Consider the following 14,154-nt stretch of genomic DNA (forward strand, 5'->3'; position numbering starts at 1 on the left):
AAGAAATCCAACAAATATATTGACAGCTATTCCGGTTTCATGATAGGATTTTACTGTTATGTTTGTAGCACCCGTGCTACAACCGCTCAACAACAGGTTATAAGTTTTTTGTCTTCTGGACAAAACGCCTGTGATTGGCGAGTCTGAGACATTCAAGGAGGTGCAAGTATGTACGCAATTATCGAAACTGGCGGAAAACAAATTAAAGTAGCAGCTGGCGAAGCGGTTTACATTGAAAAATTAAACGCAGAAGCAGGCGAAACTGTTACATTTGACAAAGTTTTATTCGTAGGTGGCGAAGACGTGAAAGTCGGTGCTCCACTAGTGGAAGGCGCTACTGTAACAGGTACTGTTGAGAAACAAGGTAAGCAAAAGAAAATCACTGTCTTCAAATACAAAGCGAAGAAAAACAATCGTAGAAAACAAGGTCATCGTCAACCATACACTAAAGTTGTTATCGACACAATCAACGCGTAAGGGCTGATATCAAGATGATTAAAGTTATTCTTGATGCTCCGCAAGAACGATTCACTTCGTTCACATTAAGCGGACATGCTGATTTTGCTAAAAAAGGTTCCGATATTGTCTGCGCAGGCGTATCGGCCGTGTCCTTTGGGACCGTCAATGCAATTATGTCCTTAACGGATATAGAACCTGAGATTGAGCAGGGGAAAGACGGTGGCTATCTTCGCTGCGTCATTCCGGGGAATCTTTCGCCGGAGTCCGAAGAGAAGGTGCAACTGCTCTTGAACGCTATGCTCATATCGTTGCAGACCATCGAACGTGATTATGGTAAATACATGAAAATTATCCTCAACCAGTAGGAGGTGGAACAAATGTTAAGATTAGATCTTCAGTTCTTCGCTTCGAAAAAAGGAGTAGGTTCTACAAAGAATGGACGTGACTCAATCTCTAAGCGTTTAGGCGCTAAACGTGCAGATGGTCAATTCGTTTCTGGTGGTTCTATCCTTTACCGTCAACGCGGAACAAAAATCTATCCAGGTGAGAACGTAGGCCGTGGTGGAGACGATACTCTATACGCTAAAGTAGACGGTGTTGTTAAATTCGAACGTTTCGGACGTGACCGTAAAAAAGTAAGCGTATATCCAGTTGCACAAGAAGCATAATTGGCATCTTTGAACAGAGGCTGACTCAAAAGGGTCTGATTCCTTCTATGAGACACTATATATCGCGTCATTATTAATAATGGTTTGCTATATATAGTGCGGAAGGGGTCCGGCCCTTTATTTATACTATAAGTATGATAAATAACCAGCGTTTGCAGGAGATTTTAGTCAGTTAGTATGGAAAAAAACCTCTGATTCACAAAAGGCTCGCCAGTTTGGCGGGCTTTCTTATACTTTATGGGATAAAAAAGCTACTTTAACTATCATATTGAGTTAATCCAAATAGACTGTTCCATTCAACTATTATATCTCCAATTGTTGCATGAATAAGCCCATTCTCTTTGCAAGTTCAAACGGCTCTACCATCGTCCAAAGAACTCAGGGTGTGTGGCTGTGTTTTTTGGACGGGGGCTTTCATATGAAGGCATGTGAATCGAGCTTCATTTCCTGTTTGTTTGTTTTTTGATATACTGTACAAATGGAAGTATTCAACATGATAGAGCATAAATGTTTCTTTATCATAATTGAAGGTGTTAATAATGGATAAAAATTGGACGACTATTGAAACGCTTCGTCAAACAAGGCATGATTGGTTGAATAGAATTCAAATTATAAAAGGGAATTTGGAGTTGAATCGAATTGATCGAGTCAAAGGCATTATTGATGAGATCATCATTGAGACCCAAAATGAAGCAAGGCTCTCTAGTTTGAATTTGCCAAAGTTCAGCGAGTTGCTGTTGACGTCGAACTGGAGTAATTCAACATTTCATAGTGAATTTGAAATAATCGATGTTTTTGCGGGCTCAACGGAGTTGGACGAGTTGATGTCTCGTTGGACGTACGATTACTTTAAAGTTTTAGAAAAGAATCTGGATCCTTTTGGAGAAAATGTACTGGCTGTCTCTATGTGTAAAAAAGAGATAAGCGATATGCGTTGTTCTTTCCATTTGCAGGGCCGATTCATTGACCAATCCGCAGTGGTCGAATTTTTGCAGAAGTCCTTAACAGCGGAACAATCAGTTGAAATGCGTCTTTGTAATGAGGATGAATTATTCTTTAAGATGGATATTAAGTTTTAAAGATGTATACAGCAAGAAATGACTTGCAGAAAACAAGGAAGTGATAGCATGTTTGTCGATCAAACGAAAGTCTATATAAAAGGCGGAGATGGTGGTAACGGAATCGTTGCTTATCGTCGTGAAAAATTCATACCAAAAGGCGGACCTGCCGGCGGAGACGGCGGCAATGGTGCAAACGTCGTATTTGAAGTGGAAGAAGGTTTGCGGACATTAATGGATTTCCGTTATCAACGTCACTTCAAAGCCCCTCGTGGTGAACACGGCATGTCCAAAAACATGCATGGTGCAGCTGCGAAGGATATGGTCGTTAAAGTGCCACCTGGTACGGTTGTCATTGATGAAAAAACGAAGGAAGTCATTGCTGACTTAGTTGAACATGGACAACGTGCCATTATCGCTAAAGGTGGCCGTGGTGGTCGTGGGAATTCCCGATTTGCAACACCGGCCAATCCGGCTCCGGAAATTGCTGAAAATGGTGAGCCAGGACAAGAACGCGATATTGTCATGGAACTGAAATTATTGGCAGATGTAGGCCTAGTAGGATTCCCGAGTGTTGGTAAATCCACTTTGCTTTCTGTCGTTTCGGCAGCTCGACCTAAAATTGCAGAATATCATTTCACGACGATCGTTCCGAACCTTGGAATGGTTGAAACGGAAGATCACCGCAGTTTCGTTATGGCTGATTTGCCAGGACTAATTGAGGGTGCTTCTGAAGGCGTTGGACTTGGACACCAATTCTTACGCCATATTGAAAGAACAAGAGTCATCGTTCACGTGATTGATATGTCCGGTCTTGAAGGCAGAGATCCGTATGAAGATTACCTGACAATCAATAAAGAGCTTGAAGAGTACAATCTTCGTTTGACCGAACGCCCGCAAATCATTGTAGCCAGTAAAATGGATATGCCTGATTCAGCCGATAATTTAGCGGCATTCAAAGAAAAGCTTGAAGAGGATTTCCCGGTCTTCCCGGTTTCCGCTGTAACACGTGAAGGAATTCGTGAACTTCTTTATGCAATTGCTGATAAAATTGAAGAAACACCTGAATTCCCGCTTGATCATGAAGAAGAAAATACTGGGGTTCACCGTGTGCTTTATAAACATACAGCTCTATCAGATGAATTTGAAATTGAACGCGAATCCGATGGAAGTTTTGCAGTTAAAGGGTTCAAGATTGAACGTCTATTCAAAATGACGGACTTCACTCGTGAAGAATCCATCAAGCGTTTTGCTAGACAACTTCGTTCATTTGGAGTCGATGAAGGACTTCGTCAAAAAGGTGCGAAACACGGCGATATCGTTCGTATCCTTGAATATGAATTTGAATTTATTGACTGATAAATAGTAAAAGACCATGGTGGTAGGCAAAAGGAGCGTGCGGACTTTGAATAAGGCCGATCAGAAATTTTTCCTCGTTCGAGAGGATGTCCTTCCTGAAGCAATGAAAAAAACGTTGGATGCTAAAGAAATGATTGAACGGGGAAAAGCAGAATCTGTCTGGGAAGCGGTACAAAAAGTGGATCTGAGCAGAAGTGCCTTTTACAAATATAGGGATACGGTTTTTCCGTTCCATACGATTGTCAAAGAGAAGCTGATTACCTTGTTCTTTTACCTCGAAGACCGTTCCGGGACCCTATCGGAGCTCTTACGACTGGTCGCCTCATCTGGCTGCAACATCATGACGATTCATCAAACGATTCCCTTGCAAGGTCGTGCCAACGTCACTCTCTCACTTAATACGAGTGGGATGACGGTGGATATTGAGGACCTTTTAACAAGCTTGCGTAATATGGAGTTTGTTGAAAGAGTCGAAATCCTTGGGAATGGTGCGTAAAAAACAGCCTGTACAGTTTAATTGTACAGGCTGTTTTTTTATGCAGGTCTCTGAAGATTAACTATTGTAATAAATCTGAAAATGGCATAACATAAACAGTAGATTTTCCGTGAAAAGAGGATGATAATATGACATCAAAAATAGCATTTCTTGGACCGAAAGCAACGTTCACGGATTTAGCTGTCTCTCGATTGTTTCCCCATGATAGTAAAATCCCCATGAATACCATTCCGGACAGCCTCGATGCTGTCTATGGCGGGGAAGTGAATCATGCGCTTGTCCCCATCGAGAATGCACTGGAAGGTTCGGTAAACATAACCATGGATTACTTGGTCCATGAAGTGACGCTTCCAATCAAAGGAGAAATCACGATTCCCATCCAGCAGCATTACATGGTGCACCCTAATCAGGCTTACCCTGACTTTAAACCGGACATGGTCTATTCCCACTCACATGCTATCGCCCAATGCCGTAAATTTTTACATAAGGATCTTAGTGGCATTCCGTTTGAATATGTTACCTCGACGGCTGCAGCCGCTAAAATGGTGATGGAGAATCCGGATTCCAAGATTGCCGCCATCGCCAATGAAATGGCAGCGGAGGAATATGGCTTGACGATTATTAACCGGAATATCCATGACTATGAACATAACCATACTAAATTCATCGTTGTCTCTAACGATGAAATCGACTTCAGTGGACATCTGACTACAGAAGGAGTCAGAAAAACCACACTGATGATCCAGCTTCCAGCCGATCATTCAGGACAACTTCATCAAGTTCTTTCCGCCTTCTCTTGGAGGAAACTAAACCTTTCCAAAATAGAATCACGACCGATGAAAACAGGATTAGGAAATTATTTTTTCATTATCGATATAGAGATGGCACTGGATGAAGTACTCATCCCAGGAGCTATTTCTGAACTTGAGGCTCTTGGATGCACGGTTTCAATTATGGGGAGTTATCCATGCTTTACAGTTCAAAATGGAGTGGCACATCGATAAGGACAGGATTTAAAGGCAGAAGGAAACCGTGTGTTGAATATGTAGATTATTGAAAAATTCCTTGGATAAATTCCAGGGTTTTTTTGTTGGCATATTTGACTCGTTAAATCAAAATGAGAAAAATGGGTATATTCATATGAAACATTATTTTAAAGAACGTAAAGTCATCCAGCCCATATAATAGGGTGAATGACAAATCGTGTAGGATATACATACCCAAGAGGTTAACCAAATTTATCGTTACAATGTCCTCATGCAAAATCTAACCACAAAAGAATGAAAAGATGAAAGTAGGGGGGATGGGAGATGTGCGGTAAAGATGAGTAATGAGTTCAAAGAAACTTTTGGATCTTGGGTTCAGGCCATTGGGACGGTTTTATCCGCCATCGCAAATACACCAACTTTTGTTTCGGATGAACATTCTTCAACGAACTTGGATGTCGTCGGAAACGTCCTCCAGGGAACGGGTAATGCTGTAATTGCGGATGGTGAGGAAGCTTTCACGCTGGAACAAATCGGAAGTGCGGTTCAGGCTGTTGGAAATTCGTCAGTTGTTATGGGTTTGATTAGTGATTTTTCACAAGATACGAAAGATAGATTAATTATAAATGGAAACTTTATTCAAGCAGTGGGTGGAGGCGTTTCTGCGGCTGATATTACAGAGAATGCTCCGGACCAGGCATTGAATATAGTCGGTAATCTATTGCAGGCGGTAGGGAATTCGTTACAAGCACTCGCTACAATTATCGATTTGAATAGTGTTGATCAAAATGAGAGTTTTGAGAGTTTTGGAGGCCAGGTGGGAAGTGATGGACTGGATGAGGAATCAATACAAGTGTTAGGGAGTTGGATTCAAGCGATAGGTTCCATCCTCACCTTGATTGCCCAACTGAAAAGTAACCAGTCTGATGAGTCTGATGAGAGCGAAGATGACAACGAATCGTAGAAAAAAGGACACTTCCGAAGCGTTGCTTCGAAGTGCCCTTTTTTAGTTTACTAATATTCCGGCTTTATTTAATGCTTCTTCTGCTTCGTTTAGTATTTCTTCTGAAGATGCACTGATTGTATGAAGATGAATGCCACTCGTCAGTTCCGATAATAAAGTGGCATTTGTTTCAGTGACTTTTGAAAGGAATGATTCCACTTCTTTCCGATTGCTGACCATGATGGAGGCTGTTAAGTCACCGTACACGGGATGCTCCACTTTAACATCCTTAACAGTTATACCGATGTCCACAAGGAGAAATAATTCTTCTTGGGCCCGAGAGGGATCGTGTTGGCAAGCAACGGTCCGTTCCGGGTTTGGTCTAGTCTCGGTTTGTAAGTATATGTACCCTTGGCTTGTAGCGATAATTGGCTCATTTCTTGCTTTTAGAAGGGTAATGTCACCGACGATGACCTGACGGCTGACGTTCGTGATCTGGGAGAGTTCGCTACCGGTAATAGGCTGTGAACTTGTTTGCAGGATATGTAAGAGTTTCGTTCGTCTTTCTTCGCCTAATAATTTCTTTTTTTGCATGACTCTTCACCTCGTTATGTATAATTAGTTTACCATAAAATAATGTGGCTAATCGAATGAAAGTCGATTTAACCATGGTGTTCCTTGAATGCGGGTGAATGCAACAAAAAAAGGGGGACACATGGAAAAGTCCGCCCTCAATCTTCTACAATCATAGGTTACTTGCTTTGAACGTATTGCCTCCTTTCATATCACCAGATTGGAATCCTTTGTTAACCCAGCGCTTTCGCTGCTCGGAAGTACCATGAGTGAAGCTATCTGGAACAACATACCCTTGAGCTTTCTTTTGGATGGTATCATCACCTACTCCACTGGCTGCATTCAGGGCTTCTTCAAGATCACCTTCTTCAAGCAGGTTCTCCCCTTGTGCATGATGGGCCCATACTCCTGCTAAATAATCGGCTTGAAGTTCTAGTCGAACGGAATATTTATTATATTCGTTTTTACTGACTCTCGATCGATCCGGCATTTCCTTTTTAGACGTGCCTAAAAGGGTTTGAACATGATGACCCACTTCATGGGCAATGACATAAGCCATCGCAAAATCACCGGGTGCCTGATATTCATCTTGTAGCTCCTGATAAAAGCTTAAATCAATATAAAGCTTCATATCACCAGGGCAATAAAAGGGTCCTACCGACGAACCTGCTGTTCCGCAGGCTGAATCGACGCTATCTGTATACAAAACTAGAGTAGGCTCTTTATATTCTAATCCTTGCTTACGAAACTCTTGTGACCAGACCCGCTCTGTATCCCCAAGGACGACGGAAACAAATTGTGCGAGTTCTTTCTCTTGGTCCGTTTCCTCATATGTACCATTGTTATTCGTATCATTAGAACCTAAGCTATTGAGAAGATCACTCGGATTGCCACCTAGGAACATCACAATCAAAACGACGACGATGCCAAATCCGCCGCCAATCCCGGCGATGCTCTTACCACCCATACCTCTTCTGTCCTCAACGTTCGAACTCTTTTGTCTTCCTTTCCATTTCATGAGAATTACCCTCCTAGATTGCTGGTTTTTATGTAAGGTAAACACCTTTAGGATATTTTATAAAACTTATACCCGAAGTTCTTACCGTTTAGACAGGTGAGTTATTTCTAAGTATTGTTGAAAAAGTTTACCTCCATTCATAAATAGGTCACTTCCTGCATAAGTTTTCATGATAAATAATAATAGCAATTTACCCACTACATCATAGTATATATGGACATATGCACAGGAGGGGTTAGCAGCGTGAAAATTCATATAGTCCAAAAAGGCGATACTCTTTGGAAGCTCGCAAAAAAATATGGCGTCAGTTATGAACAACTGAAAAAATCTAATTCTCAGTTAAGTAATCCGGATATGATGATGCCAGGCATGAAAATCAATATACCTGGAACGACATCTGGAATGATAAAAAAAGAAATGGGTTCGCCACAAGTGAACTATCAATCAAAGGAAACTCAGATTCAACCGATGCAAATGAAAGAACAGCAAATTAAGCCACAACCCGTAATTAAAGAACAGCAAAAGTATCAACCACCAGTAAAGGAACAACAGATATTTCAACAGCCAGTAATAAAAGAGTATCAACAACCTATAATCAAAGAATATCAACAGCCAATTATTAAAGAAAAACAAATCGTTGTCCCGAAAGAGGTTCAAGTACCTACACCAGTGGTTCCAGAAATAGATATCAATAATTATTATATGGTCAATATGACAAACATGAGCGTGCAGAAACCACCTACTCCACCAGCTCCACCAAAAAAAGTGGAACCGGTGGTAGAGAAAAAAGTGGAGAAACCGGTAAAGAAAAAATCGAAAAAGAAACCGGTTGTTCAGGAAATATGTGAACCGATGGATGATTGCATTCCTATCACACCGATCATGCCAGGAAGCGGTTTTTGTATCGAGCCCCCACCTTGGTCACATATGCCGATGCAGGGAGTCCAAGGTGTAAATGACTATCAGGCAACTTTTCAAGATGTGCAAGGCATGCAAGGATATCAAATGATGGAAGAGAGTTCAGACGTATGGGGAGAGTCTCCTGATATGTATATGATGGACCAAAGTAACAACCAAGGAGCCGGTACTAACCAGGCTGGACAGCAATATTATCCATATCAAGCTTCAGCACCCGTTCCCCACCATATGTATGGTGGAACACCACAACAAGTTGCAGGAGCTTATATGAAACACATTGAGTCATCTTCTGAATCATCATCATCGGAATCATCATCTTCATCATCAGAAAATCAAAATTTTCAAGTTTATCCGCAACAGACGTATACCATGCCCATCGTGCAAGCGGATGAGGATTGTGGCTGTAACAAGGGAGTACTAGGAACATATGGGCCGGAGAAGGGAGTCAAAGGTCAATATTCAGCTGGTGCGGAAATACAAAGTCAAGCTCACCATCATCCTGATTATCATCAATTTCATAAAGGCAGACCTCAACAGCAATATTCTGAAGCCTTCGCAGAAACTAGTTTCCAAAGCCTAATGGGTGAGGGTCAGCAACAGCAAACCCAGTATGAAGTTGAATCAATGGATGAAATTAACTTTCAAGTAGGGCAACCACCAGGACCTATGATGGGTAACCAACCGGGTAACCAAATGGGAGGTATGATGGGCAATCAACCGGGCAACCAAATGGGAGGTATGATGGGCAATCAACCGGGCAACCAAATGGGAGGTATGATGGGCAATCAACATGGCAACCAAATGGGAGGCATGATGGGTAACCAAATGGGCAACCAGATGGGAGGTATGATGGGCAATCAGCCGGGTAACCAAATGGGAGATATGATGGGCAATCAACATGGCAACCAAATGGGGGGCATGATGGGCAATCAACATGGTAACCAAATGGGGGGCATGATGGGCAACCAACCAGGTAACCAAATGGGAGGTATGATGGGCAACCAACCAGGTAACCAAATGGGAGGTATGATGGGCAACCAACCAGGCAACCAAATGGGGGGCATGATGGGCAATCAGCCGGGTAACCAAATGGGACCTATGATGGGTAACCAAATGGGCAACCAGATGGGAGGTATGATGGGCAATCAACCGGGTAACCAAATGGGAGGTATGATGGGAGGCCAACCAGGTATGATGCCAGGGCAATTTGGCGGACAGCCAGGAATGATGCGAGGACAGCTCGGAGGTCATCCTGAAGCGATGATGCCAGGACAAATGGGTGGTCAACCAGGTCAGTTCGGGGGCGTTCAAGCACCTGAGACTTTTGGAATGCCAACTTATGCGGATGAAAGTGATGACTACTAACTACCAAGGGGACAGTGTTTTTCACACTCGTCTCCTCTCTTATTTAAATCGCGAGCCAAAGACCATCCACTATCTTCAGAGCAACGTCTATTTAATTACATTCAAGAAAAACCCTCCCATCATTCTAAAAGGGTTCGACAGTTTCGAAAAGTGGGATCGACAAAGGGAATTGACTTCTCTATTAGGTCAAAGAGGATTCGATCAAACGTACCAAATTCATCAGAAATTAATGCCTTTCAAATTTAAAGGGAAATGGTACGGCAGTATGGACTATATCCCTCCAAGTAAGAAAAAATTTCGGTTTTCCAATTCCAAAGACCGTTTGCAGGGAATTCAATTGCTGGAAGAGTTTCACGATGTTACTGAAAAACTTTCAATTAAAGCTCCTGTTTTTAATCAATTTAAAAAGTGGAAAGAACGGTTAGAGTTGTTTAAAAAGAACATTTCCTATACACGCCAATACGTTTCAGACGAGATTATCAATGAATGGGTACGGTGGGGAGAATGGTCCCTCGAGGGTTTTGAAAAAAACCAATCTAAATGGAATAAGGAAAAAATGGTCATCATTCACGGGGACTGTGCCCACCATAATTTTTTGCGTAGAGAAGATGGGACCCTTGCATTAATTGATTTCGATTTAATGGCGAAAGCGCCTCGCTGCATAGATTACTTACAATATGCGAATCGAATTTCCCATCATCTTGATGACCCGGCTACCATGATATGGGATGTTCCACAGTTAAAAAAATATCAGAAAGACCGCACTTTTCTTTATGCCTTGGCTTTCCCGACAGATATATTTCGCGAGTGGAATCGGAATAATAAAAGTTCATCCCAATTTCATTCTGTTTGGAAAATGACGGTAGAGGGGTTTTCCAAGCGAATGGAGATGAACGAAAAATTGGCGGACATGATTTCCAAAAGGTAATTCGTAGCTAATATGGGCGTAACTAACAGACTGAAACCCCTTCTAAACAACCATGCTAAATATGAGCGAGAGGATGGGCTCAATTTAGCAAGGGGGGGATTATTGGTGCAAAAGAGTAAATGGGCACTGCCGCTTTGCACGGTTTTCTTTATAGGTTTGGTGGGATGTGGCAATAATGATACGGCCGAAAATCAGAACCCCATGAATGAAACCGGATACCACAAATCGGAAAAAAATACACTGGTTCGTCAAATCAATATGGATAATATGGAAGAGAAGCTGTATGGCAAAGATGATGCATACAGTACGCGGAATCGAAATTATCATGGTCATGAAAGCAAACCAATCCGGACTAAATCATCCTATTACAATTCATATGAAGGTGCTTTAGTCGATCATGTGGATATCATTTCAAATCGTGTGGACGATGTGATTGATGCACGAGCCATCGTCATGAAAGATGAAATGTTAGTGGCTCTATTGCTAGATGATTATGATCAGGCATCAGCGGTCAAAGAAGAGGTGTGGAATCAAGTCAAGCCTTTTACAGAAGGCAGGACCCTTTATGTTACGACCGATGAAGGTGTGTATTTTCGGACCATGACCCTCGATAATAATCTTAGGGACGGGGGAACAAAAGAATTAATTGTCCTGGATGCCAACGACATGTTCGATAACCTGGATATTCATGAAGATCATATTAAATGAGTAAAGAGACTGACTTCAAATGGAGTCAGTTTTTTTCTGGTTAATAATCTATTTTCAGGTCAAACTATGTAAAAAGTAAACGCCTTGAGGGGTGATCTTAGTGATTAAACAACTTAAAATTCAGTTTTTCTTCGCCTTGCTCGTCATTCCATATTGTTTGACGGCGTTTGCCGAAGAAGCAAAACAACAGGAAAACGAGCTGATAGAACAAAAGGTCATTCTTCAGCGATTATATCTTGATGGGGAATTAAGCGAAGAGAAATTAACGGAAAAAATATGGACAATGGAAGATTTTTGGTCGAAATATCAAGGATGGAATGTGGTCAATCAAAATGAAGACCACATTGTATTGAATAAAATAGAAAATGATATATCACCGTTACTCAAAGCCAACGGTTATCTTGGAATAAAAGAGGATGGGACGCTATCCATTTTTATCGGGAGGCCGGAACATGCCAAAATCATCCATACCTTTTATCAATTGGATGTGGGGAAGCTGGAAGTATATAAGCAGGAAGAATTACAAAAAGGTATCCCAATCGTCAATAAGGATCAATATAAACAGCTCATTAAAGAATATGAACCATATTCGATCAATTAGGACGGGGAATAGACTCGTCCTTTTTGATTGTCTAGAAGAATGGAAAGAGTCTTGATGGGCGGAAGGTATATAGTCAAGAAACATTAATTTGAAAATTTAGAAAAAATAATGTCAAACAAACTAGGAAGAAGGGGGTAAACATCACCAATTGCTAAATAACTTTTAATGAACATCCATCCTCTTTTATGATAAAATGAGAGGTACAGCAAAATCAGGGAGAGAATTAATTTGTATGATTATATAAAAGGAACGGTCGATTATATTGGACCTGAATACATAGTCGTGGATAATGGCGGGATCGGATATCAAGTACTGACTCCGAATCCTTTTATTTTTTCCGCCCAATTCAAGAAAGAGATTCAAGTTTTTCTATATCATTATGTACGGGAAGATATGATTGCATTATACGGATTTCAGACGCGTCAGGAAAAGGCGTTGTTCACGAAGTTATTGAACGTGACGGGAATCGGGCCAAAAGGGGCACTTGCTATACTGGCATCTGGTCAGGTTGATCAGGTTGTGCAAGCTATTGAAAATGAGGATGAAACGTTCTTGGTGAAATTCCCTGGAGTAGGGAAGAAGACGGCACGCCAAATGATTCTTGACTTAAAAGGCAAGCTAGAGAATATCATCCCGGATGCTTTCCCGAACTTGTTCAATGAAGGGGTTCCATCGGCAATGAATCAAACTGGTTATTCCGAGGAACTGGAAGAAGCTATATTGGCCTTGAAGGCTCTTGGTTATTCGGAAAAAGAAATACAGAAGGTCGCTAAGAAACTGCAAGTGGAAGAAATGACGACCGAGCAATACATTAAGAAAGCCTTGCAAATGATGTTAAGATAAGGAGTGGCGCAATGGAGGAGAGAGTTTTCAATCAGGAAGCCGATTTGAACGAACTATCCTTTGAACAAAGTCTGCGACCGCAAAACTTAAAGCAATATATTGGACAGGATAAAGTGAAGGCGAATCTGAGCGTATATATCGAAGCGGCAAGGATGCGCGAAGAAACGCTTGATCATGTACTTTTATATGGACCGCCGGGGCTTGGTAAGACGACACTTGCCGTCATTATCGCTAACGAAATGGGCGTCAATATACGCACCACTTCCGGACCTGCCATTGAGCGGCCGGGTGATTTGGCAGCTATCTTAAGTGCACTCGAACCGGGCGATGTGTTATTCATTGATGAAATCCATCGTTTACCTCGTGTCGTCGAAGAAGTGCTTTATCCAGCCATGGAGGATTTCTGTCTGGATATCGTAGTCGGAAAGGGACCGGAGGCTCGTTCGATAAGGATTGACCTGCCACCATTCACACTCGTTGGTGCTACAACAAGGGCTGGTTCACTTTCGGCGCCTCTAAGAGACCGATTTGGCGTCTTGAGCCGGCTGGAATATTACACGGAACATCATCTGACCGACATCGTCCTCCGTACCGCCCAAATCATGGATACGGAAATGGATGAACAGGCAGCTGGTGAGATTGCGAGAAGGTCTCGGGGAACTCCTAGGATTGCTAACCGACTTTTACGTCGTGTAAGAGATTTTGCCCAGGTCCGCGGCGATGGGACGATAACGACGGAACTGGCAGAGTATGCATTGGAATTAATGCAGGTCGACCGTTTAGGACTTGATCATATTGACCATAAATTACTTAAAGGCATCATCGAGAAGTTTCGTGGAGGTCCTGTTGGATTAGAGACGATTGCAGCTACGATTGGGGAGGAAGCGCATACGATTGAAGATGTGTATGAACCCTATTTACTGCAGGTTGGTTTCTTACAACGGACCCCTCGAGGCCGGATCGCCACCCCGTTTGTTTATGAGCATTTCGGGTTGGAGATGCCTGAGAGATGAATGTGCCTAAAACCGTCATGACCTTAGGTGTAATTATTTTTGTGATTGGATTTGCGATGAAGTATATTCAGCTTGGCAGACTGCCGGGAGATATCTTCTTTAAAAAGGGGAATACGACTTTTTATTTTCCTATCGTGACCTCAATCATTGTCAGCATAGTGCTGTCAGCTATTTTTTATCTAATTAGCCGTTTTAAATAAACTACTGCATGATAGACA

General features: G+C 42.0%; 17 protein-coding genes and 1 other annotated feature. Of the genes, 15 read left to right on the forward strand and 2 right to left on the reverse strand.

Annotation, left to right across the window (positions count from 1 at the left end):
* Positions 1 to 70 precede the first annotated feature (70 nt).
* Positions 71 to 155, forward strand: a sequence feature (ribosomal protein L21 leader region).
* 13 nt (positions 156 to 168) lie between these two features.
* The 8 genes from rplU to ACQKL5_RS01020 all read left to right on the forward strand — a co-directional run bounded on the left by rplU (position 169) and on the right by ACQKL5_RS01020 (position 5,990).
* Positions 169 to 477: a 50S ribosomal protein L21 gene (gene rplU / locus ACQKL5_RS00985; protein WP_427606081.1), complete on the forward strand. Its 309-nt coding sequence runs from the start codon at positions 169 to 171 to the stop codon at positions 475 to 477.
* A gap of 14 nt (positions 478 to 491) precedes the next feature.
* Positions 492 to 824 (forward strand): ribosomal-processing cysteine protease Prp, encoded by a 333-nt coding sequence (locus tag ACQKL5_RS00990; protein ID WP_402960544.1) that lies wholly within the window; start codon positions 492 to 494, stop codon positions 822 to 824.
* 12 nt (positions 825 to 836) lie between these two features.
* Positions 837 to 1,127, forward strand: a complete 291-nt coding sequence (gene rpmA / locus ACQKL5_RS00995) for a 50S ribosomal protein L27 (RefSeq protein WP_048688955.1) — start codon at positions 837 to 839, stop codon at positions 1,125 to 1,127.
* Between the two features lie 539 nt (positions 1,128 to 1,666).
* On the forward strand, positions 1,667 to 2,206 hold the full coding sequence (locus ACQKL5_RS01000; protein ID WP_427606083.1) for a Spo0B domain-containing protein: 540 nt from the start codon (positions 1,667 to 1,669) through the stop codon (positions 2,204 to 2,206).
* A gap of 48 nt (positions 2,207 to 2,254) precedes the next feature.
* Complete coding sequence (obgE, locus tag ACQKL5_RS01005; RefSeq protein ID WP_427606592.1) at positions 2,255 to 3,544, forward strand: GTPase ObgE; 1,290 nt, start codon at positions 2,255 to 2,257, stop codon at positions 3,542 to 3,544.
* Between the two features lie 16 nt (positions 3,545 to 3,560).
* Entirely contained in the window at positions 3,561 to 4,040 is a 480-nt protein-coding gene (locus tag ACQKL5_RS01010) for an ACT domain-containing protein (protein ID WP_427606085.1), read from the forward strand.
* 128 nt (positions 4,041 to 4,168) lie between these two features.
* Entirely contained in the window at positions 4,169 to 5,044 is an 876-nt protein-coding gene (pheA, locus tag ACQKL5_RS01015) for a prephenate dehydratase (protein WP_427606087.1), read from the forward strand.
* A 319-nt stretch (positions 5,045 to 5,363) separates the two neighbouring features.
* Entirely contained in the window at positions 5,364 to 5,990 is a 627-nt protein-coding gene (locus tag ACQKL5_RS01020) for a DUF6944 family repetitive protein (RefSeq protein ID WP_427606089.1), read from the forward strand.
* 42 nt (positions 5,991 to 6,032) lie between these two features.
* On the opposite strand, the gene ACQKL5_RS01025 is transcribed toward ACQKL5_RS01020, so the two are convergent.
* Together ACQKL5_RS01025 and ypfJ are read right to left on the reverse strand one after the other, a co-directional pair.
* Positions 6,033 to 6,563: a transcription repressor NadR gene (locus ACQKL5_RS01025; protein ID WP_427606091.1), complete on the reverse strand. Its 531-nt coding sequence runs from the start codon at positions 6,561 to 6,563 to the stop codon at positions 6,033 to 6,035.
* A 151-nt stretch (positions 6,564 to 6,714) separates the two neighbouring features.
* Positions 6,715 to 7,560, reverse strand: a complete 846-nt coding sequence (gene ypfJ, locus ACQKL5_RS01030; RefSeq protein ID WP_427606093.1) for a KPN_02809 family neutral zinc metallopeptidase — start codon at positions 7,558 to 7,560, stop codon at positions 6,715 to 6,717.
* 243 nt (positions 7,561 to 7,803) lie between these two features.
* Between ypfJ and safA the strand changes: the two genes are divergently transcribed.
* The 7 genes from safA (at position 7,804) to ACQKL5_RS01065 (ending at position 14,136) form a co-directional block, all read left to right on the forward strand.
* On the forward strand, positions 7,804 to 9,843 hold the full coding sequence (safA, locus tag ACQKL5_RS01035; protein WP_427606095.1) for a SafA/ExsA family spore coat assembly protein: 2,040 nt from the start codon (positions 7,804 to 7,806) through the stop codon (positions 9,841 to 9,843).
* Positions 9,833 to 10,771, forward strand: a complete 939-nt coding sequence (locus ACQKL5_RS01040) for a phosphotransferase (RefSeq protein ID WP_427606097.1) — start codon at positions 9,833 to 9,835, stop codon at positions 10,769 to 10,771. Before safA ends, ACQKL5_RS01040 begins: the two co-directional genes overlap by 11 nt.
* A gap of 105 nt (positions 10,772 to 10,876) precedes the next feature.
* A complete protein-coding gene (locus tag ACQKL5_RS01045; protein WP_427606099.1) occupies positions 10,877 to 11,479 on the forward strand; it encodes a YhcN/YlaJ family sporulation lipoprotein in 603 nt (200 codons plus the stop codon).
* Positions 11,480 to 11,579: 100 nt separating this feature from the next.
* A complete protein-coding gene (locus ACQKL5_RS01050) occupies positions 11,580 to 12,080 on the forward strand; it encodes a BofC C-terminal domain-containing protein (RefSeq protein ID WP_427606101.1) in 501 nt (166 codons plus the stop codon).
* Positions 12,081 to 12,308: 228 nt separating this feature from the next.
* Positions 12,309 to 12,923 (forward strand): Holliday junction branch migration protein RuvA, encoded by a 615-nt coding sequence (gene ruvA, locus ACQKL5_RS01055; protein ID WP_427606103.1) that lies wholly within the window; start codon positions 12,309 to 12,311, stop codon positions 12,921 to 12,923.
* A gap of 11 nt (positions 12,924 to 12,934) precedes the next feature.
* The gene (gene ruvB, locus ACQKL5_RS01060) at positions 12,935 to 13,936 is read left to right on the forward strand and encodes a Holliday junction branch migration DNA helicase RuvB (RefSeq protein WP_427606105.1); all 1,002 of its coding nucleotides are present in this window, start codon (positions 12,935 to 12,937) and stop codon (positions 13,934 to 13,936) included.
* On the forward strand, positions 13,933 to 14,136 hold the full coding sequence (locus ACQKL5_RS01065) for a DUF2905 domain-containing protein (protein ID WP_402960518.1): 204 nt from the start codon (positions 13,933 to 13,935) through the stop codon (positions 14,134 to 14,136). Before ruvB ends, ACQKL5_RS01065 begins: the two co-directional genes overlap by 4 nt.
* Positions 14,137 to 14,154 lie beyond the last annotated feature (18 nt).

This window comes from Peribacillus sp. NPDC097675, assembly GCF_050277655.1.
In the GTDB taxonomy this organism is placed as follows: domain Bacteria; phylum Bacillota; class Bacilli; order Bacillales; family DSM-1321; genus Peribacillus.

Coding starts and splice junctions, on each gene's coding strand:
- rplU (WP_427606081.1), top strand. CDS start 169: ATGTACGCAATTATCGAAACTGGCGGAAAACAAATTAAAGTAGCAGCT.
- ACQKL5_RS00990 (WP_402960544.1), top strand. CDS start 492: ATGATTAAAGTTATTCTTGATGCTCCGCAAGAACGATTCACTTCGTTC.
- rpmA (WP_048688955.1), top strand. CDS start 837: ATGTTAAGATTAGATCTTCAGTTCTTCGCTTCGAAAAAAGGAGTAGGT.
- ACQKL5_RS01000 (WP_427606083.1), top strand. CDS start 1,667: ATGGATAAAAATTGGACGACTATTGAAACGCTTCGTCAAACAAGGCAT.
- obgE (WP_427606592.1), top strand. CDS start 2,255: ATGTTTGTCGATCAAACGAAAGTCTATATAAAAGGCGGAGATGGTGGT.
- ACQKL5_RS01010 (WP_427606085.1), top strand. CDS start 3,561: ATGGTGGTAGGCAAAAGGAGCGTGCGGACTTTGAATAAGGCCGATCAG.
- pheA (WP_427606087.1), top strand. CDS start 4,169: ATGACATCAAAAATAGCATTTCTTGGACCGAAAGCAACGTTCACGGAT.
- ACQKL5_RS01020 (WP_427606089.1), top strand. CDS start 5,364: ATGAGTAATGAGTTCAAAGAAACTTTTGGATCTTGGGTTCAGGCCATT.
- ACQKL5_RS01025 (WP_427606091.1), bottom strand. CDS start 6,563: ATGCAAAAAAAGAAATTATTAGGCGAAGAAAGACGAACGAAACTCTTA.
- ypfJ (WP_427606093.1), bottom strand. CDS start 7,560: ATGAAATGGAAAGGAAGACAAAAGAGTTCGAACGTTGAGGACAGAAGA.
- ACQKL5_RS01040 (WP_427606097.1), top strand. CDS start 9,833: ATGACTACTAACTACCAAGGGGACAGTGTTTTTCACACTCGTCTCCTC.
- ruvB (WP_427606105.1), top strand. CDS start 12,935: ATGGAGGAGAGAGTTTTCAATCAGGAAGCCGATTTGAACGAACTATCC.
- ACQKL5_RS01065 (WP_402960518.1), top strand. CDS start 13,933: ATGAATGTGCCTAAAACCGTCATGACCTTAGGTGTAATTATTTTTGTG.